19 protein-coding genes are annotated in these 20724 nt (G+C 65.2%); 9 read left to right on the top strand and 10 right to left on the bottom strand.

The annotated features are described in order from the left end of the window. Positions 1–42: 42 nt before the first annotated feature. A complete protein-coding gene (locus QF038_RS21885; RefSeq protein WP_307613298.1) occupies positions 43–771 on the bottom strand; it encodes a TetR/AcrR family transcriptional regulator in 729 nt (242 codons plus the stop codon). Positions 772–932: 161 nt separating this feature from the next. On the opposite strand from QF038_RS21885, the gene ptsP reads away from it, so the two are divergent. Continuing rightward, a complete protein-coding gene (ptsP, locus tag QF038_RS21880) occupies positions 933–2618 on the top strand; it encodes a phosphoenolpyruvate--protein phosphotransferase (protein WP_307613296.1) in 1686 nt (561 codons plus the stop codon). Positions 2619–2645: 27 nt separating this feature from the next. Here ptsP and QF038_RS21875 read toward each other — a convergent pair whose 3' ends face one another. Continuing rightward, the gene (locus tag QF038_RS21875; RefSeq protein ID WP_307613294.1) at positions 2646–3452 is read right to left on the bottom strand and encodes an alpha/beta fold hydrolase; all 807 of its coding nucleotides are present in this window, start codon (positions 3450–3452) and stop codon (positions 2646–2648) included. A gap of 83 nt (positions 3453–3535) precedes the next feature. On the opposite strand from QF038_RS21875, the gene QF038_RS21870 reads away from it, so the two are divergent. Next, positions 3536–3958, top strand: a complete 423-nt coding sequence (locus tag QF038_RS21870) for a helix-turn-helix domain-containing protein (RefSeq protein ID WP_307613292.1) — start codon at positions 3536–3538, stop codon at positions 3956–3958. Here the strand turns inward: QF038_RS21870 and QF038_RS21865 are convergent. Then, a complete protein-coding gene (locus QF038_RS21865) occupies positions 3955–5175 on the bottom strand; it encodes a CdaR family transcriptional regulator (protein ID WP_307613290.1) in 1221 nt (406 codons plus the stop codon). The two genes, QF038_RS21870 and QF038_RS21865, sit on opposite strands and share 4 nt — an antisense overlap. 234 nt (positions 5176–5409) lie before the next feature. Here QF038_RS21865 and ald point away from each other — a divergent pair, with 234 nt between their 5' ends. After that, positions 5410–6528, top strand: coding sequence for an alanine dehydrogenase (gene ald / locus QF038_RS21860; RefSeq protein ID WP_307613288.1), 1119 nt, complete (start codon positions 5410–5412; stop codon positions 6526–6528). Positions 6529–6587: 59 nt separating this feature from the next. Here the strand turns inward: ald and QF038_RS21855 are convergent, their stop codons facing one another. The 6 genes from QF038_RS21855 to QF038_RS21830 form a co-directional block, all read right to left on the bottom strand. Beyond that, a complete protein-coding gene (locus tag QF038_RS21855; protein WP_307613286.1) occupies positions 6588–7646 on the bottom strand; it encodes a Gfo/Idh/MocA family oxidoreductase in 1059 nt (352 codons plus the stop codon). Positions 7647–7780: 134 nt separating this feature from the next. Continuing rightward, a complete protein-coding gene (locus QF038_RS21850; RefSeq protein WP_307613556.1) occupies positions 7781–9496 on the bottom strand; it encodes an ABC transporter family substrate-binding protein in 1716 nt (571 codons plus the stop codon). Between the two features lie 61 nt (positions 9497–9557). Next, complete coding sequence (locus QF038_RS21845) at positions 9558–11795, bottom strand: ABC transporter ATP-binding protein (RefSeq protein WP_307613284.1); 2238 nt, start codon at positions 11793–11795, stop codon at positions 9558–9560. After that, the gene (locus tag QF038_RS21840) at positions 11792–12781 is read right to left on the bottom strand and encodes an ABC transporter permease (RefSeq protein WP_307613281.1); all 990 of its coding nucleotides are present in this window, start codon (positions 12779–12781) and stop codon (positions 11792–11794) included. The genes QF038_RS21845 and QF038_RS21840 overlap by 4 nt, the downstream gene beginning before the upstream one ends. Before the next feature lie 2 nt (positions 12782–12783). Further along, positions 12784–13767, bottom strand: coding sequence for an ABC transporter permease (locus QF038_RS21835; protein ID WP_091419553.1), 984 nt, complete (start codon positions 13765–13767; stop codon positions 12784–12786). A 353-nt stretch (positions 13768–14120) separates the two neighbouring features. Next, positions 14121–14729, bottom strand: coding sequence for a TetR/AcrR family transcriptional regulator (locus tag QF038_RS21830; RefSeq protein ID WP_373461608.1), 609 nt, complete (start codon positions 14727–14729; stop codon positions 14121–14123). Positions 14730–14856: 127 nt separating this feature from the next. Here QF038_RS21830 and QF038_RS21825 point away from each other — a divergent pair, with 127 nt between their 5' ends. The 6 genes from QF038_RS21825 (at position 14857) to QF038_RS21800 (ending at position 20080) form a co-directional block, all read left to right on the top strand. After that, on the top strand, positions 14857–15414 hold the full coding sequence (locus QF038_RS21825) for an NAD(P)H-dependent oxidoreductase (protein ID WP_307613277.1): 558 nt from the start codon (positions 14857–14859) through the stop codon (positions 15412–15414). A 126-nt stretch (positions 15415–15540) separates the two neighbouring features. Then, positions 15541–16785 (top strand): non-homologous end-joining DNA ligase, encoded by a 1245-nt coding sequence (gene ligD / locus QF038_RS21820; protein WP_307613275.1) that lies wholly within the window; start codon positions 15541–15543, stop codon positions 16783–16785. Between the two features lie 125 nt (positions 16786–16910). Continuing rightward, positions 16911–17717 (top strand): hypothetical protein, encoded by an 807-nt coding sequence (locus tag QF038_RS21815; protein ID WP_307613273.1) that lies wholly within the window; start codon positions 16911–16913, stop codon positions 17715–17717. A gap of 100 nt (positions 17718–17817) precedes the next feature. After that, complete coding sequence (locus tag QF038_RS21810; RefSeq protein WP_307613271.1) at positions 17818–19110, top strand: PLP-dependent aminotransferase family protein; 1293 nt, start codon at positions 17818–17820, stop codon at positions 19108–19110. 49 nt (positions 19111–19159) lie between these two features. Further along, entirely contained in the window at positions 19160–19588 is a 429-nt protein-coding gene (locus QF038_RS21805) for a universal stress protein (protein ID WP_307613269.1), read from the top strand. A 156-nt stretch (positions 19589–19744) separates the two neighbouring features. After that, entirely contained in the window at positions 19745–20080 is a 336-nt protein-coding gene (locus tag QF038_RS21800) for a hypothetical protein (RefSeq protein WP_307613267.1), read from the top strand. A 24-nt stretch (positions 20081–20104) separates the two neighbouring features. On the opposite strand, the gene QF038_RS21795 is transcribed toward QF038_RS21800, so the two are convergent. Beyond that, positions 20105–20722, bottom strand: a complete 618-nt coding sequence (locus tag QF038_RS21795) for a phosphatase PAP2 family protein (protein WP_307613265.1) — start codon at positions 20720–20722, stop codon at positions 20105–20107. Between the last annotated feature and the right edge of the window lie 2 nt (positions 20723–20724).

The raw sequence follows: 20724 nt of genomic DNA, 5'->3' as shown, positions 1-20724 counted from the left end.
CCGATATTTACGACGACGTACTGCTGGACGTTCTGGCGTTTTTCAGCCTGCCGGGCTGGCCGAGATGCGGTGAAGCCATTCGAGGAAGAGTTTGAGTTCCGAGCTGGAGAGCTGGTCCGAGTGCGAGGCCTGAAGTGCGGCGTTCAGGGCGATCGCGGCCACCACCACCGAGGATTTTCCGGTGTCCTCCGGCGCCGCCCCGCTGGCGGGCTCGGCTGACACCGCGAAAATCATGGCATCCCGGGTCATGGTGGACAGTTCGAGGTTCCGTTCGGAGGCGGGCTCCGCAATCAGCATCAGCGTCACGCCCACGTTGGCGGCCAGGATGGACCTGGCTGCTTCCCTGGGCTGGACGTTCAGCTGGCCCGCCGCCGCTGCCTTGTTCAGCATCTCCTCCATCAGCGCCTCAGCATCTGCAACGATGGCCGGGCGGTTCTCCGGGCGGATATTGCCGAACATCACCAGGTACAGCTCCGGCTGGTTAAGCCCGAACTGCACGTGGTTGTCCCACATTCTCCGGATATCCTCGAGCGGGTGTCCGGAGGGGGCAAAATCCCTTTCGCCCGCTACATACTCTTCAAACCCTGCGGCGACGACGGCGTCGAAAAGGCCTTCCTTGTCACCGAAGTGGTGGTAAAGCGTGGGAGCCGAGACCCCCGCCAGCTGCGTGATCTGGCGGGTGGAGACAGGAGCTCCCGCGGATTTCGCCAACAACTCCGCCGCCGCACGAAGCAGTCGCATTTTGGGGGGAAGCTGGCCATCCAAACTCATAACCGCTACCCTAGCACCTATAGCAATGCTATATGAACTGAATCACATACAATTTTTTCAGGCACGTTTCCCGCTGACGGACGTAGCAGTCCACGGGTGGACCGGCATGGCGCCGGACATATTGGCGGGCCTGGCAAACCGGCAGAGAATGAGGACCTTCAGTGCAGAACTTCCCAGGAGTAGGCGTCAGTCCAGGCCGCGTTATCGGCACCGTCAGGCAGATGCCCAAACCCATCAGTGAGCCTCCGGCCGGCGAGCAGCTGGCACCGGACACCACCGCAGAGGAAGCCACCGCAGCCCTGAAGGCAGCCGCCCAGGCCGTGCATGACGAACTTAAGTCCCGCGCAGCCCATGCCACCGGTGACGGCAAGGCTGTCCTTGAAGCCACGGCACTGATGGCCAAGGACACCATGTTGATCAAGGGCGCTTCGAAGCTCATTGCCCGCGGCACCTCCGGCGAGCGCGCAATCTGGGAGTCCGGCTCGTCCGTCTCAGAAATGCTGCACAACCTGGGCGGCTACATGGCCGAACGCGCCACGGACGTCCTTGACGTACGCGCCCGGATCGTCGCCGAGCTCCGCGGTGTTCCCGCGCCGGGTATCCCCGCCTCCGCCACACCCTTCATCCTGGTGGCCGACGACCTCGCCCCTGCAGACACCGCCACCCTGGATCCGAACCAGGTCCTGGCACTTGTGACGGCGGGCGGCGGCCCCCAGTCGCACACCGCCATCATCGCCAGGTCCCTGGGCCTGCCCGCGGTGGTTGCCGCGGTAGGGGTGGACGAGGTTCCAGACGGCACGGAAGTGTTTGTGGACGGCGCTGCCGGAACCGTCGTCGCCGAGCCCGACGAATCCCTGCGTGCCGCTGCGGAGGCCTGGGCAGCAACGGCTTCCCTGCTGTCCGAGTTCACCGGGACGGGTACGACGGCGGACGGGCACCAGGTGCCGTTGCTCGCCAACGTGGGCGGCGGCAAGGATGCTGTGGCGGCAGCCAAGCTGGGCGCCCAGGGAGTGGGATTGTTCCGTACCGAGTTCTGCTTCCTGGAACGTGATACCGAACCTTCCGTCGAAGAGCAGGCTGCAGCCTACAAGAGCGTTTTTGATGCCTTCCCCGGCAAGAAGGTTGTCCTGCGCACCTTGGACGCGGGCGCCGACAAGCCGCTGCCCTTCCTGACCGATTCCACTGAGCCCAACCCCGCCCTCGGTGTCCGCGGCTACCGCACCGACTTCACTACTCCCGGCGTGCTGGACCGGCAGCTCGAAGCCATCGCGCTCGCAGCAAACCAGTCCGACGCCGACGTGTGGGTTATGGCCCCGATGATCTCCACGGCGGAAGAGGCTGCCCGCTTTGCCTCCATGTGCGCAGACGCCGGCATCAATACGCCCGGCGTGATGGTGGAGGTTCCCTCCGCGGCACTGACGGCCGAAGCCATCCTGAGGGAAGTGGGCTTCGCAAGCCTTGGCACCAACGACCTCACCCAGTACGCCATGGCCGCCGACCGGCAGCTGGGCCCGCTGGCCAACCTCAACACGCCCTGGCAGCCGGCCGTCCTGCGCCTGGTGGGGCTGACAGTGGAAGGCTCACGCGCCGAGGGCAACAACAAACCCGTTGGCGTCTGCGGTGAGGCGGCCGCTGACCCGGCCCTCGCCGTCGTACTGACCGGACTGGGCGTGAGCACCCTGTCCATGACGGCGCGTTCCCTGGCCGCCGTGGCTGCGGTGCTCAAAACAGTGACCCTGGAGGAGGCGCAGCAGCTGGCCAAGCTGGCGCTGTCAGCCCCGAGTGCCACCGAGGCGCGGGCGTGGGTCCGGGAGAAGCTGCCTGTACTGGAGGAGCTGGGGCTCTAGCCGCGGGGGCCGCAAGGCCTGGGAACGTCAGGCCGTGACGTCGAATCCGTTAAGGGCGCGCACCCAGCCGTTGATGGCCTGGGCGGCGGGAGCCGGAGCGGTGTGCTGGAAGACGTGGCCCTGCCCCAAAATCTCGCCCATGCTGCCCTGCGGGGCGGCAGCGGAGAGCTTGACGCACCAGGGACGCCGAGCAATGGGGTCCCTGGTGCCGCGGAGCACCAGCACCGGCTGGCTGACGCCGGCCAGCCGCTCCTCCAGCGGGTACCTCATCATCACCGGCAATTCTGTGAGATACCAGCGCGGACCTGCGCGGAAGTAGTCGCTGAACACAACCGCGTTGGAGGTCGGGGACTCGTTGAACATGGCGTCCCGGGCGAGCGCCAGGGCCTGTTGTGCCACCGATTTCCGGCTGGGTTCGACCACGGGGCCCATCAGCACGGCTCCGGCCACCCGCCAGGGCTCACGCAGGGCCAGTTCCACCGCAAACTGGGTGCCCATGGAATGTCCCACGGGCACGTAGCTGGAGACGCCCGCGTCGGTCAGCACATCGCTGACAAACGCCGCAAAATCTTCAACCTGCAGCTGCCGTCCGGGCCGTGACGACTTTCCAAAGCCGGGGAGGTCGAAGGAGTAGACGTCCGCTGCCTTGGCCAGCTCCTGATGCAGCCGCGCCAGGTAGCGGTGGGAAACGCCAATGCCGTGCAGCAGGACGTAGGTGGGGCGGGCACCGGCATCCTGCATTCCCTTTGCACCGGCCCTTGGGGGCTGGACTGAGGAATACAGCATTCCCTGCAAACCACCGGATTTCACATTCCTGCCGCCATTCAATGCCATCAACCGAGCATACCGCCGGAGCAATATAGCCGGTTTGCGCCCGGCGCGCCCCCGGCCGCCGACTGGCCCGATAGGCTGTGGCCATGGCACTGATTGCTCCCAGGATGGCCGCCGCGCTCCCGCCCGAGGAGGCCCGGAAGTTGGAACGGGCCCTCGCCGGCAGCGAGGACATCACCGTTTTTGTGGACGGCACTGTCCACCGCCTTCCGCCCTTGGCGAGGGACGCCGTCGTCGACCTCCTGCAGCGGTTCAGCCGCGGCGAGGCCGTGACGGTGAGCAGTGTGGAGGACATGCTGACCACCTCCAAGGCAGCGGAGCTGGCCGGCATCTCCCACACCTACCTTCGCAACATGACCGACCGCGGCGAGATCCCCGTAGAGTACCGCGGCAGCCACCGGCGCATTCCGCGGACCGCCATCATGGCGTGGCTCGAGGAGCAGAAGAAGGACCGGCACAAGGCTGCTGGAGAGCAAGGGACTGAAGCCGACGCCGGAACCCAGCTTTAGATCCGGGGACGCGCCGCCCAGCGACGCATCTTGAGCGCAGCGTGGAGTTCCAGCCGAGGCATCCCCTTGAGCGGATCCACGCCCAGCAGTTGCCGGATCCGGCCCAGCCGGTTGTAGATGCTGCTCCGGTGCAGATGGAGTTTTGCGGCCACGTCCTGGACGGAACCGTCGTTGTCGTAGAGGAGTTCCAGGACGGGGATAAGTTCGCCGTTGCGGTCGTGGTCCTCGAGCATCCGGAAGTAGACCGATCCAGGGTCAACCCAGGCGCCTGCCCCTCCCCCGGCGGAAGCCAGGAGCTGGTAGACGCCGGTGGACCGGCAGTCCACGAGCTCCCCGAGCTGCGGATCCACTGCGGCGGCCTGAGCAGCCAGCTTGGATTGCCGGTAGGCCTCGGCCAGTTCCCGCGGCCTGGTAAATCCTTCGCTGATGCCCAGGATGATCCGTTGCACGGGGCGGCCTGAGCGCTTGGCCAGCTCCAGCTGATAATGCACCAGGACCTGCGCATGGTTCGCCCTGCCTGACGACTCGCGGAACAGCACCACGGAGTGCGTTTCAGCTCCGGCACTGAAGAGGGCGGCGTCCACACCCACCGTCGCCTGCAGCGCGGCGGAGCGGTGGATCAGGGTGGCGGCAATGGGATCCGGCCCTTCGGCCCAGCCATCGGCGTCCAGCACCGTCACCATTTGCCACGGCCCGCGGCCTTGGACTTCCTTCCAGCCTGCCACCGCCGCCACGGCGTTGGTTTCCCCCGCACAGGCGGCCAGGAATTCCCGTTCACGCCCGCGCCGGAATTCGGATTCAGCAGTGTTGGAATCCAGCAACAGTGCTGAGAGCGTTTCGAGTTCGCTGGTGACAGCCGGCAGCTGGGTGAGAATCGCCGTCGGATTTTCCTCCACCGAGTCCTGCTGCACCCACAGGTAACCCACGCGGAAGCCGCGGACCATCAGCGGGACGCAGACCCGGCCCAGCATGCCCAGGTGCGGATTGGCAGGAACCGCCACCGGCCGGACGGCGGTGGCGATACCGTGCGAAAGCTGCCAGGCGCTGACATCCGCCGGCACTTTTTTGCTGAGCAGGAAGTTCACACGGACGCGGTCTGCATGGGATTGGTTGGAGCTGTACGCGAGGAGCACACCGTCCAGATCCTCCAGGGAAAGGCCGCGGCCCAGCTTCTGTGCCACCAGCTCCACCAGTTGCTCCACACCCTGTTGCTGCATGGGGCAACACTACTGCTTGCAAAGCAGTCGGCACGAACGGACATGAGGCGACACTTGACGCTTGGCAGCTGAACAAACGTCGAGTCTGCTTCGGCAAAATCCTTGTATTTCCGGCGTTCGTCGGTCGCGGCCTCCTCCACGTGATGTCGGCTGGCTCACAACGGGATTTATCGTGGAAACACGAAATCCTTTCCCACTTTTCCGGCTTACCAGCCCCAGAACATGGAGCCCGCGATGATCATCGGCGTCCCCAAAGAAATCAAGAACAACGAATTCCGGGTGGCCATCACCGCCGCCGGCGTCCACGAGTTCGGCACCCACGGCCACACCGTGCTGGTGGAACGCGGCGCAGGGCTGGGCTCAGGCATTACGGACGAGGAATACGCCATCGCCGGCGCCGAAATCGTCAACGAGGCTGACGACGTCTGGGCCCGCGCGGACATGGTCATGAAGGTCAAGGAACCCATCAAGGCCGAATACCACCGTTTCCGCAAGGGCCTGATCCTCTTCACCTACCTCCACCTCGCGGCCGAGCCCGAGCTCACCCGCGAACTCATCAACTCCGGCGTCACCGCCATTGCCTACGAAACCGTCCAGGAAGGCCGCACCCTGCCGCTGCTGGCCCCCATGTCCGAGGTGGCCGGCCGGCTCTCGGTCCAGGTAGGTGCCGCATCCCTCATGGCTCCCGCCGGCGGCAAGGGCGTGCTGCTCGGCGGCGTACCGGGCGTCCGGCCTGCCAAGGTTGTGGTTCTGGGTGCAGGTGTTGCGGGTACCAACGCCGCAGCGATGGCACTGGGCCTGGGCGCCGACGTGACCATCCTGGACATCAACATCAACCGCCTGCGCGAACTGGACGCCCAGTACCAGGGCCGGCTCAAGACGGTGGCGTCGAACAAGTACGAGATCGAAAAGTCCGTGGTGGACGCCGACCTGGTGATCGGCTCAGTCCTGATCCCGGGCGCCAAGGCCCCCAAACTGGTCACCAACGAACTCGTGGCACGCATGAAGCCCGGCTCAGTGCTGGTGGACATCGCCGTGGACCAGGGCGGCTGCTTCGAAGACACCCACCCCACCACACACCAGGAACCCACGTACAAGGTCCACAACACCATCTTCTACTGCGTGGCCAACATGCCCGGCGCCGTACCGAACACCTCCACCTACGCGCTGACCAACGTGACCCTGCGCTACGCCGTGTCCCTGGCCAACCTGGGCGTCAAGGCCGCCTTCGACCGCGACCCCGCCCTCGCCGCCGGCCTCAACATCGCCGCCGGCCACGTGGCACACCACTCCGTCTCCGAGGCGCACAACCTGCCGCTCGTAAAGGATTGGCACGAACTGGTCTCGGCCTAAGCAATCGGTGGTTGAGCTCGTCGGACCTGGTTTCGACAAGCTCAACCACCGTTCTTCTTTTAAGCCAGTTCGCGTGCTTGTTCTATAAGTTTTAAGGCCTCGACGGCGTCTTCCGGGTTTACTGGGAGGGGCAGGCCTGATTTTGGGCCGCCGTCGAGGATCTTCTCTGCCAGGATCCGGTAGAACTCCGGGTAGGCGCCGCGTTCGGTGGGCAGGGCGTCCAGGTGGCCGTCCCGGCCAAGGAGCCCTGCCCACTCCGGAGCCTCCTCGCCGTACTCTGCATCCAGGGGGCTGCCGCCGGCCACGATGTAGGGCTCCTGAGGGTCAACCCCATTCTTGGTGAAGGCCCCCACGGAACCCAGGACGCGGAAGCGGGCGCCCTGCTGTGCGCACAGCATGTTCATGGTGAGGTGGCTGAGCACCCCGGACTCGTGCCGCAGCACCAGGAAAACGTCGTCGTCCGCCCGCTCGTCCGCCCGGCGGGCTTTCAGCTCGGCGTGGACCACGGTGGCCGGGCCAAACAGCAGGAGGGCCTGGTCGATCAGGTGGCTCCCGAGGTCGTACAAAACACCGCCGCCGTCGGCCGCCGTGGCACGTGCCTTCCAGGCCTTGGCAATGGTGGGCGACCACCGCTCGAACCGCGATTCGAAGCGCGCCACCTTTCCGACGGCCTCCGCTGCCACAAGCTTGCGAAGCGTCAGGAAATCGCCGTCCCAGCGCCGGTTCTGGAACACCGTCAGCACGCGGCCGAGCTCCCGGGCCAGCTCCACCAACTCCTGCCCTTCTTCGCTGGTCACTGCGAAGGGCTTGTCCACCACCACGTCCAGCCCGGCTTCCAGGGCAGCCTTGGCGAGCGGATAGTGCGTGGCGGGCGGCGTGCCCAGCACCACAAGGTCAAGGTGGGCGGCGTGCGTGAGGACCGCATCGCCGTCGTGCACTGTCCGCACGCCGGGGTAGCGGGCAGTGGCTGACTTTTGCCGCTCTGCATTGGAGGTGGCGATGACATCCAGCGAATAGCGCGGATCCGCCCCGATCAAAGGGGCATGGAAGATGCTGCCCGAAAGTCCATAGCCGACGACGGCGGTGCGGATGGTTCGTTCAGCTTCAGTTCCGGTCATGGGGACTACGCTACTCCCGCACGCTCTCTCACTTAATGCCCCTTAACCGCCAACGCTCTCTCACTTCCTTAGAGAAAGTGAGAGAGCGTTGCGGGAAAAGCCACGTTAAGTGAGAGAGCGTCCCGGGGGCGGGGCTACTTCTTTTCCCAGCCGAGGGTGGTCCAGTCCGGAACCTGGGACAGGCTCTGGAACAGGGACGGTCCGTAGTTGGCCAGGCCGGTGCGGACGAAGGAGATCTGCGGGCCGTTAAACACCACGCCCATGGAGTAGTACTTGGCCATGTGCTCCTTCTCCACATCCATGGCAGCCTTGTTCCGCTCGGCGTTGTCCGCGATGGAGGTCAGATCTGCAATCTTTTTGTCCAGTTCGGCGTCGCCCAGGCCGTTTTCGTTGGTCTGGGAGTCGTAGTACTGCTTGACGGCGGACGTGGCGTCGGCGCCGACGGTGTAGCCGGAGATGCTCAAGTCAAAGTCGCGGCCGCCGATCACCTTGCCGAAGTCGGCGGAAGCACGCTGGTCGATGCCCACGTCCATGCCGCCGGCCTGAAGCTGCTTCTGCAGGGTCTGCGCAACTGCCAATGTGGTCTGGTCGTCGCCGAAGTTGCTGATCTTGAAGGCGGCGGGCTTGCCGTCCTTTTCCATGATGCCGTTGGCATTCGCGCTGTAGCCGGCGTCGGTGAGGACCTTCTTGGCGGCATCGGGGCCGGTTTCCTTGACCGGGTAATTGTCCTGGTAGTACTCAGAGAACGGCAGGAGCATCATGGAACCGGAGCTGGGCTCCTCCCAGTTCAACCCGTTGAAGCGCACCTTGCGGATGGCTTCACGGTCCACGGCGGCGAAGATTGCCTTACGGACTGCCACGTCGGTGATCTTCTGGGCATTGATGTTCATGCCGCCGGCGAAGAGCCGCTGGCCGCGCCGGACCTCGGAGTTCTTGGTGCCCTCAAGCTGCTTGTAGAGGGCAATGGTGTTGGCGGACATGGCGTCGATTTCGCCGTTTTTGAAGGCGGCGATCTGGGCGCTGGTTTCAAGCTGGCGGAACACCACGTTCTCCAGCACAGGCTTGTTGCCCCACCACTTCTCGTTCGGCACCAGGCTCACGGTCTTGCCGGCCGCGTCATACTGGTCCACCTTGAACGGTCCTGCCATCCACTCCGGGTGCATCTCGCCGGCGAATCCCTCGTTAAAGATTTCCGGGGTGTTCACGGCCGGGTGGATGAGGCCAAAGTAAAGGTCTTCCAGGGGGTAGGTGGGCTGGGACAGCGTGGTGATGATTTCCTTGTCGCTGCTGCCCGCCTCCACCGATTCGACGAAGGCGTAGGACCCGGAGGAGACGATGTCGTATCCGGCATCCGGGCTCTTCAGGATGTTCCAGGTGTTCTGGAAAGTCTTGATGTCAATGGGAGTGCCGTCGTTGAAGGCGGCTTTGTCGTTCACCTTGATGGTGACGATCTGTTTGCCGTCCTTCACCTCGCTCTCCACGGATTCGCAGAAATCCTTGTTGGGTGAAGCCTTGCCCTCGAAGTCCAGTTTCCAGCATCCGCCGATGCCGCCACCGGTGACCGCCACGGGGTTGATTGCCGCCATCAGCGCGGAGTTGTCAGAAGTGTTGCCGTTGTTGGAGAAGCCGTTGAAATCCGGTCCGATGCTGCCCAGCGGAAGGGTGACTTTCCCGCCCTTTTCAAGATCGGCTGCCGGCTTCTCGTTGATGCTGATGAGCTTGGACAGGTCGCTTCCTGCCTCCTGGCCCTTGGCCGTTTCCGGCCCGGTGGCGCCGCCACCGCCGCAGGCAGTCAGGGTCAGAGCCGCAGCGATAGCCGCCGCTCCGCCGATCTTGGTCAGATTCCTCATGGTGTTCCCTTCGTTGTTGCCGGTGGTGATGCTGGTGACGCTGGTGCTGGATGGAACAAATCTACGGTGCATGGTGGTCCGCCGGGTCATGGACTACAAGCATGTCCTCGTCCAATTCCCCGTCCGGGAAGAAGCAGGCGAAGCGCTGGTCGACGACGGGCAGCAGGTTGGCCGCCAGTGCCTGGGCTGCCGCGGACGGTGCCACTGGTTCCAGCGGGGGTTCGAGGGTAAGGCACTTTTCCTTCTTCGCAGCCGGCAGGGCGGCGAACACGGGGCAGCGGGTGGCGAAGTTGCAGCCCTTGGGCGCATCCAGCGGCGAGGGCAGGTCACCCTGCAGGATAATCCGCTCCCTGGTCCGTTCCACCCTGGGATCTGGCACCGGGATGGCCGAGAGCAGGGCACGGGTGTAGGGGTGGCGCGGGTTGTCGAACACCCGGTCCACTTCACCGATCTCCACGATCTTGCCCAGGTACATCACGGCAACGCGGTTGGAGATGTGCCGTACCACTGAAAGGTCATGCGCCACCAGGAGGTAGCTGAGGCCCAGCTCGGCGCGGAGCTTGTCCAGGAGGTTGATCACCCCGGCCTGGACCGAAACGTCCAGGGCAGAAACCGGCTCGTCGAGGACCACCAGTTTGGGATTCACGGCCAGGGCCCGGGCTATGCCGATGCGCTGGCGCTGTCCGCCCGAGAACTGGTTGGGGAAGCGGTTGACGTGGTCAGGCTGGAGGCCCACCAGCTTCATCAGTTCCATGATGCGCTTCTTGATGGACTGCCGGTCCATGCCCGCATTCTGGAGCGGTTCGGCGAGGACTTCGTAGACGGTGAAGCGCGGGTCCAGGGCGCCGGTGGGGTCCTGGAACACCATCTGGAGTTCCCGCCGCATGGCACTCTTGGTCCGGGCATCGGCAGCCTGTTTGTTGCTTAGGCCGCCGATCACCACTTCGCCGTCCTGGTCTTTGTGGAACTCCATGATCTCCAGGAGCGTGGTGGTCTTGCCTGAACCTGACTCGCCCACGATGGAGAAGCATTCCCCCTCACGGATGTCGAAGCTGAGCCCGTCCACGGCTTTCACCGTGCCGATCTTCCGCTTGAGCAGGGCGCCCTTGGTCAGCGGGAAGTGTTTGCGTACGTCCTTGAGTTGCAGGACTGTGGTGCGCTCCCCGCGGGGGATGGAATCGAATTCGGACACCGGGACAGGCGGGGCCGAGAAGATGTCGTGGACGTCAACCTCGCCGCCGAGTGACCCGGACTTGATGCAGGCGGCCCGGTGCAGGCTGCTTCCTGCCACCGGCAAGAGGGCGGGTTCGCCGTCCAGGCACGCTTCGGAGGCAAGCGGGCAGCGGGGGGCGAACGAGCAGCCGGTGGGCGTGTGGATCAGGTTGGGCGGGATGCCTTCGATGGGGACCAGTGAGGACTTCTCCGCGACGTCCACCCGTGGCACGGCGCCCAGCAGACCCATCGTGTACGGCATCCGGGGGTTGTAGTAGATGTCCTCCACCGCCCCTGTTTCCACCGGCTTGCCGGCGTACATCACCATGATGTCGTCCGCCATGCCTGCGACCACGCCGAGATCGTGCGTGATCATCACCACTGCGGCGCCCGTCTCCTCCTGTGCGTTATGGAGTACCTCCAGCACCTGCGCCTGGATGGTGACGTCCAGGGCCGTCGTCGGCTCATCCGCGATCAGGACGCGGGGGTTGTTCGCGATGGCGATGGCGATCATTACCCGCTGGCGCATGCCGCCCGAGAACTCGTGAGGGAAGGCTTTCAGCCTGTCCTTCGGGCTGGGAATGCCCACCATGGCCAAAAGTTCGACGGCGCGGGCTTCTTTGGCCTGTTTGCTCATGCCGGGATGGTGGATGGTGAGCGCTTCGATGATCTGGGTGCCCACGGTGTAGACCGGCGTCAGGGAGGACAGCGGGTCCTGGAACACCATGGCGAGCTCGTTGCCACGGTAGGCGCACATCGCCTTGTCGCTGAGGCCCAGCAGCTCCTTGCCATGGAGGCGGACTGAACCGGTGATTTCCGCCGTGGCGGGCAACAGTCCCATGATCGCCAGCGAGGTCACGGATTTTCCGGACCCGGATTCCCCCACGATGCCGAGCGTCTTTCCGGGCAGGAGGTCAAAATCGACACCGCGGACGGCGTGCACCACGCCGTTTTCGGTGTTGAAGCTGACGTTGAGGTCCCGGACGGACAGGACGGCGTCGGTGGGACCGTGCAGTCCGGCAACGTGCAGCCGTTCCACTGCTGACTGGGGCTGTTCCGCGGGCCCGGCGGCGATTTCGCTGCTCATGAGGCATTCCCCTTCACACGGGTATTCAAGGCCTTGCGCTTCCGTGCGCTGCCGCTGGAGCTGGAGCTGGGATCAAAGGCATCGCGCAGCCCGTCGTTCATCATGGCCAGTGAGCCGGTGAGGAGGAACATCACTGTGAGCGGGACCCAGAACATCCACGGGAAGGTCTGCACCTGTGAGGTGGCTCCGCCGATGAGGACACCCAGGCTCACATCCGGGACCTTGATGCCGATACCGATGAAGGAGAATGCCACCTCGGCGAGGATGGCACCGGTGACGCCGCGGGTCACGTCCAGGACCAGCAGCGAGCCGATGTTGGGAACCAGGTGGCGCCAGACGATGCGCCGCGGCGGGACGCCCATGTACTGGGCAGCCTTGACGTAATCCCGCTGCATCAGCGACATCGACAGGGACCGGATCAGGCGGGCGGTGCCCATCCAGCTGAAAACCAGCAGCACGATGATCAGCAGCAGCCAGGAGGGCAGGTCACTTTTCAGCCCTGCACCTCCGCCGCTGGTGGCTACAGCCACCACCAGCAGGGCGGGCATCATGATGAGCGCCTCAAGGACGAAGAGCATCACCTTGTCCACCTTGCCGCCGAAGTAGGCCATGGTGCAGCCGTACACGGCGGCGATCAGGACGGACACCAGCCCCACCACCAGGCCGATCAGGATGGAGATCCTGGTGCCTTCGACAGTCATGGCGTAGAGGTCGATGCCTGCCTGGGATGTACCGAGGTAGTGCTCGGCTGAGGGCGGCATGCCGATGCTGAAGGGATCGATCGTCTCCTTGTCCCACTGGGTGAGGTACCCGCCGACGAACGAAAAAAGGGTCAGGGCGAGGAAGATGACCAGACCGGCCACAGCAGTCCTGTTGCGCAGGAAGCGGCGGAAGATAATGGTGTTTTTGCCGATAATGACGTCGGCGTTTTCCAGGTGCGCGTCCTGGGCGACGGCTGCCGGGTCGACGGCGTTGAGGTTGGTCATGGTTACTGCACCCGCACTCTCGGGTCAACAAGGGTAGTGGCGAAGTCCGCCAGGATGGCCCCGAGGGCAAAGATGACGGAGCCGTAGGCCAGTGTGGCGGTGGCGGCGTTGACGTCCTGCAGCGAGATGGCGTCAATGCTCCAGGAGCCCACACCGGGCCAGGCGAAGATCTTCTCCGCGAAGAACCCGCCGGCGAAGATGGCCGGGATGGTGAAGGCGATGCTCTGGGCCACGGGGATGAACGAAACCCGCAGCGCATGCCGTGAGATTGCCTGGTTGCGGGTGAGGCCCTTCGCGCGGGCGGTCCGGACAAAGTCGGCGTTGACGTTGTCCAGGAGGTACTGCCGCTGGGCTATCTGGTAGGAGCCCCAGCCCACCAGGGTGATGGCGATGGTGGGGACGGCGTAGTGCGCCAGCATGTCCACGAACTGCGCCCACCCCGGCGCTGTTCCGGGGGTGGAGATGCCGGTGACGAAGAAGATCCGCTCCCCCACAGTTTCATTGATATTGATGGCACCCAGCTGCACCAGGAAGTAGGCGATGGGTGCGGGAACGATGTAGGCGAGGTAGCTGTAGGAGGTGATGACGCGGTCCTGGAACTTGTACTGCCGCGCCGCGGAATAGACCCCAAGCGCCACGCCGATGACGAGCGTCAGGATGATGGAGGCCAGGAAGAGCCTTGTGGAGATCCAGACGCGGTCGCCAAACTCGGCGTTGATGTAGGCTCCGTTGGGGCTGCGGCCCCAGTCCCAGCGGGTGACGATGGCCGTGAGCCATTCCACGTACCGCTCCCACGGGCTGAGGTCCGGGTCCAGGCCTTTGAGGCGCATGGAGTTGGCCACCTGCTCGGGAGTGGGGCGGGGAATGCGTTCCTGTTCCAGCAGGGCCGGCTTCAGGGAACTGACCGCCAGAAAGTATCCCGCCGAGGTGGTCAGGAAGATCATAAAAACGTACGTGATGCCGCGCTTTGCGAGGTACCTGAGCATGGGCCTAGTTCTGTTTCGCCGCCGCCAGCCGGACGTCGGAGCACCAGGGAGACGGCAGGTGGGTCAGGGTATCGGGCAAATCAACAATCACGTGCTGGATCCTTCCGTTTTCCCGGCGGTAGCGGGGGTTGTGCTGCCTCGCCGGGTCCTTTGCCAGCGGGTGGCTGGCAACCCGCTGGCTGATGGGCCAGTCCTGTGGACTATGTTGCGGGTCACATCCGAAGAGGAAACTATCACAAGCGACGCCGCAAAATACGGGCCCGTGCGCGCAAACATAACTGCACGTATCAGATTGTTATGAATAAGTTTGTGAAGTTGGTGTGACTGGACGAGGGGCCGTGAAAAGGCGTAATCTACGCGCCGCTGACAACCCTTGTGACAAGATCCTGCCAGGAAGCAGCCAGTCGCTCCATACTCACGCCGTGCACCTTGAGGAGGTTGAGGAGGCGGTCCGGGGCGAGGGTGGCGGCCAGTGAGCGGGCCATGAGCCAAGGGTCCGCGTCGAGCCCCTCCCCACGCAGCAGCAGTTCGATGTGCCAGTGCCACAGGGCCGCGGCCGGAGGCTCGAACTCCCCGCGCGAAGTGTTTTGGGCTGCGAGCGCCAACTCACCGAACTCCACCGTATAGGCGATGCGTTCCACCCCGAACGCGATGAGCCGCTGCAGGCCCGGCGCTCCAGGGCCAAGCGGCGGCGGCCCGAACATAAAGCGCTCCTGGAAAGCTGCCTCGGATTCGCTCAGCAGGGTCAGCATAAGTCCGGCCCGGCTGCCGAAACGGCGGAAGACGGTGCCCTTGCCTACCCCCGCCTGCTCGGCGAGCCGGTCCATCGTCAGCCCTGCCGCGCCGCATTCGCTGATCAATTCGCGGGCTGCCGTGAGCAGCCGCTCCCGGTTCCGGGCAGCGTCGCTGCGTTCCGCGGCACCCTTCGAGGGAAGATCGGGGCGCATTGAGATGGAGCTCACATCCCACATTCTAGACCTGGGGAATAAGAACCGGACCGTAGTCCGTTTAGACGGGTGAAGGCATAAAGCCTCTCTTGTTTACCCGGCCGGCGGTCCCCCTCCCGCCGCCCCAACCCCAGGAGTCCATATGACCAAGAGCACCGTCCTTACCCTCGTCGGCAGCCTGCGCGCTGAGTCCACCAACCAGAAGCTGGCTGAAGCCATCCAGCTGAACGCACCGGAGCAGGTGGAGGTTGTCATCCACGAAAGCCTGGGCAACATCCCCTTCTACAACGAGGACATCGACGTCGAAGGCCAGGTCCCGGCTGCTGCTGCCGCGCTGCGCGCCGCGGCCAATGAGGCGGACACCCTCCTGCTGGTCACTCCCGAGCACAACGGCACCGTTCCTGCTGCGCTGAAGAACGCCATCGACTGGCTGTCCCGCCCCTTCGGCGCGGGCGCCCTTGCCGGCAAGCCCACCGCCGTCGTCGGCACCGCCTTCGGCCAGTACGGTGGGGTCTGGGCCCAGGACGAGGCACGCAAGGCGGCAGGAATCGCCGGCGCCCAGGTCCTCGAGGACGTCAAGCTCGCCGTTCCGGGCTCCATGGTGCGCTTCGCTGAACTGCACCCGAAGGACGACGCAGAGGTTGTGGAGCAGATCAAGGGCGTCTTTGATGCCCTTGCAGCCGTCCAGCCTGCTGCCTAAGCAGCCTTGGCGGGTGCCCGGCGCGATACTTCGCGCCGGGCACCTCTGTGTTTAAGCCGGCAGCGTGTTTCAGCCGGCAGGCCCTCAACTCTGGCTGACGCACGGGATCGTTGCTAGCGTGACGCCATGAACCCCTCGAAAGCCCCGGCCAGGATCCTTGACATCGCCGGCGCCGAGGTTCGCGTCTCGAGCCCCGACAAGGTGGTGTTCCCCGGGCCCGGGCTGACCAAGCTGGACCTGGTGAACTACTACCTGTCCGTGGCGGACGGAGCCCTGCGCGGTGCCGGCGGCCGGCCCATGGTGCTCAAGCGGTTCCCCAAGGGCATCGACGCCGAGCCGTTCTTCCAAAAGCGCGTACCCGAAAACCACCCCGACTTCATCGACACCGCAACGCTGCACTACGCGTCAGGAACGTCAGCCGAAGAAGCCGTGATCCGCGATGCCGCAGGACTGGCCTGGGTGGTGAACCTTGGCTGCCTGGACCTTAACCCGCACCCCGTCCGCTCGGAGGACCTTGAGCACCCTGACGAGCTGCGGGTGGACCTGGATCCCATGCCGGGGGTGGACTGGTCGCAGATTGTTGACGTCGCCTACGTGGCGCAGGAAGTGCTCGACGACGTCGGGCTGGCCGGATGGCCGAAGACCAGCGGGTCCCGCGGGCTGCACATCCTGGTGCGCATTGCGCCGCAGTGGTCCTACCGCGACGTGCGGCTTGCCGCCGAAACGCTCGCCCGCGAGGTGGAGAACCGTGCCCCGGGCCTCGCAACCGCCCGCTGGTGGAAGGAGGAGCGCGGCGAGAGCGTCTTCGTTGACTTCAACCAGAACGCGAAGGACCGTACCGTGGCCTCGGCCTACTCGGTCCGGCCCCTGCCGGATGCCCGTGTTTCCACGCCGCTGGCCTGGGATGAAGTGCGTTCGGCGCGGCCCGAACAGTTCACGGTGGTCACCGTTCCCGGACGTTTCGAGGATGTGGGCGACCCCCACGCCGGGATAGACGACGTTGCGGGTTCGCTTGAGGGGCTTCTTGCGCTGGCGGCCGAACTGGGCCCGGCGGAGAAGGCGCCGCGCAGCGGGGACGGCTCTGGACGCCGGAAGTCGGTAATGCCGCTGATCGAGGTTGCGCGCACCAAAACCAAACCCGAGGCACTGGCCGCGCTCGAGGAGTGGAAGTCACGGCATGCCGGCCTCCTTCCTGCCCTGCATCCGGCGGATGTACTGGTTGATGGAATGCGCGGTTCCAGCTCCCTCTGGTACCGCGTCCGCGTGAACCTGCAGCACATCCCCGAGGCAGACCGGCCGAGGCAGGAGGAGCTCATCGCCGACTACGATCCGTGGGCTGGCAAGGTATGGCCGGGGCGACCGGATTCCTGATGGCGGGAACGGCACTGCCGTGACCAACTCTTGTCCCAACCGGTACCTCCCGGACATTCTTTGCCAGGTGCACCCGCCGTAACGTTAATCCACGGAAAGTACCGGGACGGGATTGCGGTGCGGGCATGGCAGGCAGGCGCAGTGATGGACAACGAGTGGCGGTGGTCCGCGCTGTGGTGGCGGCAACTGCCCTCGCTCTTCCGCTGTGGCTCGGCTCCTGCGCCCCCACGCCTCCCGCTCCTGCCCCGTCCTCCCCAGCCCCACTGGTGGAAGCTGGCCCCGGCCCCGTGGGCGTGCCAGTGCCTGCTGACCCCGCTCCCCGGCCCCAGCCACAGGACCCCCCGCCGCCCCAAAGTGCGGCCATCCCCGAGGCATTGGAAACCCAGGCCCAGGCACCTGCCACGTCAACCGGGACCGAGCCTGGCGGCACATCCGTGCCCGGCCCTGGCACACCGGAAGTAACGGCGTCGCAAAGTCCTGCGCCATCCGCGCCGCCCCCCTCAGGCAGGGCCGCGGCCGTGCAGGCAGTGACGGCCTATTACGTGTTGCTGGACGACGGCGGGACCAACGGCGTGCGCTTCGGCTGCAATGACAGCCTGGTGGGGGTGGCCCTCGCCAGTCCCGCCGCAGAGGAGCCTCTGCCTGCCGCAGTAGGGGCGCTGCTCGAAGCACCAACCGAAGCAGGGCTGTCCAAGCCGGCACGTGAGACCTACAACGCCCTGACCAACTCGGACCTGAAGTTCCTGTCAGGCAGCTTCGATGGCACCACCGTCACGGTGTATCTGGCCGGAACACTCCGGCTGGGAGGGGTTTGCGACATTCCCCGGGTGGAAGCGCAACTGACTCAAACGGCGGTGGCAGCCGTGGGAGCCATCCGCGCCGAAATCTATGTCAATGGCAGCGGCCTGGCCGAAGCCTTGCGGCTGGACTGACCGGGCCAAGCGCTGCTGTTCCTCCACAGCCATCCCGCCCATCCGCCCCGGAATAAACGAATGTTGCCTAGTCGACAACTCGCGGCTGTATCCTGTGGTTGTGAGCCACGAGACACTCGACGCCGCAGCACGGACGCTGCCTGCCGAAGCCATTGATGCCATCGAGCGGGCGGCCACGTCCGCCCACCGCCATGAGGAGCTGTTCTCAGAGCGCGCCGCCAACATACGCCAGTCCGCCGTCCGGGATGTCTTTGATATTTCCCTGCGCCCCGGACTTGTTTCGCTTGCCGGCGGAAGCCCCTACCTGCAGTCCCTTCCCCTCGACCGGCTGGCCGCCACCGCTGCCGCCATCATCGCCACGGACGGCCTGACTGCCCTCCAGTACGGCAGCGGCCAAGGCACCCAGGAACTGCGTGAGCAGATCTGCGAGGTGATGGCGGCAGAAGGCATCCTCGACGCCCGGCCGGAAAACGTGGTCATCACCGCAGGATCGCAGTCCGCGCAGGATGTGGCCACCAAAGTCTTCTGCAACCCCGGAGATGTGGTGCTGGTGGAAGACCCCACCTACGTTGGCGCCCTGAACACCTTCGAGGCGTACCAGGTCCAGGTGGAAACGGTGGAGATGGACCAGGACGGCCTGGTCCCGGACCTGCTGGAGGCCAGGATCGCCGCCCTGCAGCTGGCCGGCAAAAACATCAAATTCCTGTACACGATCCCCAACTTCAACAACCCCTCCGGCATTACCCTCGCCCGGAGCCGGCGGCAACAGATCGTAGATATATGCAGCAGGGCGAATATTCTGGTCCTGGAAGACAACCCGTACGGGCTCCTGCGCTTCGAAGGCGAACTGCTTCCACCGCTCCGCGCGGAGAATCCGGGGGACGTTATCTACCTGGGGTCCTTCTCCAAGATCTTCGCCCCGGGCCTGCGCATAGGGTGGGCCCTGGTTCCGGAGCATCTCCAGCGCCGGTACTACCTCGCTGCAGAATCGGTCACGCTCTGCCCGCCCGCGCTGAACCAGATGATGGTTTCCGCGTACCTGCGGGAGTACGACTGGAAGGGCCAGGTCGAGACCTATCGCGGACTGTACGCCGAGCGCTGCCGCGCGATGCTCGATGCCCTTGAGGAGCACATGCCCGCGGGGACCAGCTGGACCACTCCCGAAGGCGGCTTTTTCGTCTGGGTGACACTGCCCGAGGGTGTGGACACCTACCCGCTGCTGCACAAGGCGATCGACGCCGGAGTGGTGTTCATCCCCGGCGCCGCCTTCACGCCGTCGGACGAGCCATCCAACAAGCTGCGCCTCGCCTTCAGCGCCGTGCCTCCGGAGGCGATCACCGAGGGTGTGCGCCGGCTGGCGCCGGTACTGCGGGAAGCCATCGCCGGGCTGTAGCGTAGGGCTCACCGGACTTAAGCCCGCATACCAAGCAAAGGAGCGTTACATGAGCGGAATCATCGTTGTAGGGGTGGACGGCAGCGGTACGGCAAAGAAGGCAGCGGAGTCGGCCCGGGACCTGGCCGCAGCGCTGGGCGCGTCGCTTCACGTGGTCTCGGCCTTCGACAGCGACCGCACCGAAGTCTTCGGCAGCGGCAGCGACCAGTGGATCGTCTCCGACGCCGACGCCGCTGAACACGTGGCCCGAACCGTTGCCGAATCCCTGGGCCGGGACATCAAGGTGACCTACTCCGCAGCCCGGGGGCGCCCGGCGGACGCCCTCATCAAGGAGGCCCTGCGGATGGAAGCGCGGGTCATCGTGGTAGGCAACCGGCGGATGCAGGGTATTGGCCGGGTTCTGGGCAGCGTTGCCAACAGCGTGGCCCACAACGCTCCCTGCGACGTTTACATCGCGAACACCTACGACGCCGACTGACAGTTACCGCGGACACGCTCCGGGGTGGCGGAAGTCGCCCCGGTGGGTGTCCGTTCTCACGCCCGTTACGCCCTTCATGCTGTGAGCGCAACGATAAAATTGGATAAGCCCCCAACGGCGCGGACACCCACCTTCCTCCATTATCAAGGGGCCCCATTGCTCACTCTCCAGCGCCGCCAGCTCGTCGGCCACGACATCCTCCTGGCCCGGCACGGTAACCACATCTGCTCTATGCGGGTTGACCGCGGCAACGGCACGGTGGTTGCACTCCTGGACGACGGAAGCGTGGACAGTGCGCCCAACCTGATTGCTCCCGGCCTGGACATGCCGGCCACTGTCGCCAGCGTTCTGAGGGAAGACTGGAAGCTCCTGACCGCACTGGGCAGTGCAGGAGCCGTGCTTGGCGGGCTGATGATCGCGGCAGCCGTTTCCCTTGGAACCATGGCCGATCCCACCACCATCGAAATGCTTACCGCCTACTCGACTTTCTGAGGCTTCCCGGGTTCGTTTCCGGGACTAAGGCACCATCCAGCCTTGCAGCAGCCGCCAGATACCGGCCATCACCACGCCCCCGAACAGTGACCCGGCAATCACCTGAGCCACCGTGTGGGCCCGGAGCACCACACGGGACCAGCCCACGGCGGGGATGAGCAGGAGCAACGGAAGCCAGGCCGGGCTGAGCATCATGACGGCGGTCACGGCGGACGAGGACATCGCGGCGGCATGCCCGCTGATTTTCCAGAACGGGCTGACGCCGGCCAGCACCACTACCCCGGCCACCACTGCAAGAACCATGGCAACGACGCTCTCCGGCGACCCTGCAGCCTCCAGCACCAGCAGCCCTGCCACGATCGATCCCAATGCCATCAGCAGCACGGGAGCGCGCTGCTTTCGGTCACTGACGTGATGATCGGTGACTTTTCCCAGCCGCACCAGGACCAGCAGCAGCATCAGCGGGACCACGCAGACAAACAAGGCCGCCAACGCCCCGTATGCCATGGTGCCCGGAAAACCGGGCTGGGTGAGCGGGCTGACCAACAACTGGACAGTCACCACCACGGGCGGCTGGAACACCTCGGTGATCCAGCGGGCAGCCCGGTTCTTGGCACGGATGCCGCCGGCGTTGGTGACCATGT

It is taken from the genome of Pseudarthrobacter sp. W1I19, assembly GCF_030817835.1.
Classification (GTDB): Bacteria; Actinomycetota; Actinomycetes; order Actinomycetales; family Micrococcaceae; genus Arthrobacter.
Note: the sequence above shows the minus strand (reverse complement) of the source record. Positions and strands in the feature narration are given on the sequence as shown.

Bases quoted from the DNA above. Each gene is read 5' to 3' on its own strand.
- QF038_RS21840 (WP_307613281.1), bottom strand. From the start codon at position 12,781: ATGACCAACCTCAACGCCGTCGACCCGGCAGCCGTCGCCCAGGACGCG.
- QF038_RS21855 (WP_307613286.1), bottom strand. From the start codon at position 7,646: ATGACCGGAACTGAAGCTGAACGAACCATCCGCACCGCCGTCGTCGGC.
- ligD (WP_307613275.1), top strand. From the start codon at position 15,541: ATGAACCCCTCGAAAGCCCCGGCCAGGATCCTTGACATCGCCGGCGCC.
- QF038_RS21815 (WP_307613273.1), top strand. From the start codon at position 16,911: ATGGCAGGCAGGCGCAGTGATGGACAACGAGTGGCGGTGGTCCGCGCT.
- QF038_RS21795 (WP_307613265.1), bottom strand. From the start codon at position 20,722: ATGGTCACCAACGCCGGCGGCATCCGTGCCAAGAACCGGGCTGCCCGC.
- QF038_RS21885 (WP_307613298.1), bottom strand. From the start codon at position 771: ATGAGTTTGGATGGCCAGCTTCCCCCCAAAATGCGACTGCTTCGTGCG.
- ald (WP_307613288.1), top strand. From the start codon at position 5,410: ATGATCATCGGCGTCCCCAAAGAAATCAAGAACAACGAATTCCGGGTG.
- QF038_RS21805 (WP_307613269.1), top strand. From the start codon at position 19,160: ATGAGCGGAATCATCGTTGTAGGGGTGGACGGCAGCGGTACGGCAAAG.
- QF038_RS21850 (WP_307613556.1), bottom strand. From the start codon at position 9,496: ATGAGGAATCTGACCAAGATCGGCGGAGCGGCGGCTATCGCTGCGGCT.
- QF038_RS21825 (WP_307613277.1), top strand. From the start codon at position 14,857: ATGACCAAGAGCACCGTCCTTACCCTCGTCGGCAGCCTGCGCGCTGAG.
- QF038_RS21870 (WP_307613292.1), top strand. From the start codon at position 3,536: ATGGCACTGATTGCTCCCAGGATGGCCGCCGCGCTCCCGCCCGAGGAG.
- QF038_RS21835 (WP_091419553.1), bottom strand. From the start codon at position 13,767: ATGCTCAGGTACCTCGCAAAGCGCGGCATCACGTACGTTTTTATGATC.
- QF038_RS21845 (WP_307613284.1), bottom strand. From the start codon at position 11,795: ATGAGCAGCGAAATCGCCGCCGGGCCCGCGGAACAGCCCCAGTCAGCA.
- QF038_RS21875 (WP_307613294.1), bottom strand. From the start codon at position 3,452: ATGGCATTGAATGGCGGCAGGAATGTGAAATCCGGTGGTTTGCAGGGA.
- QF038_RS21865 (WP_307613290.1), bottom strand. From the start codon at position 5,175: ATGCAGCAACAGGGTGTGGAGCAACTGGTGGAGCTGGTGGCACAGAAG.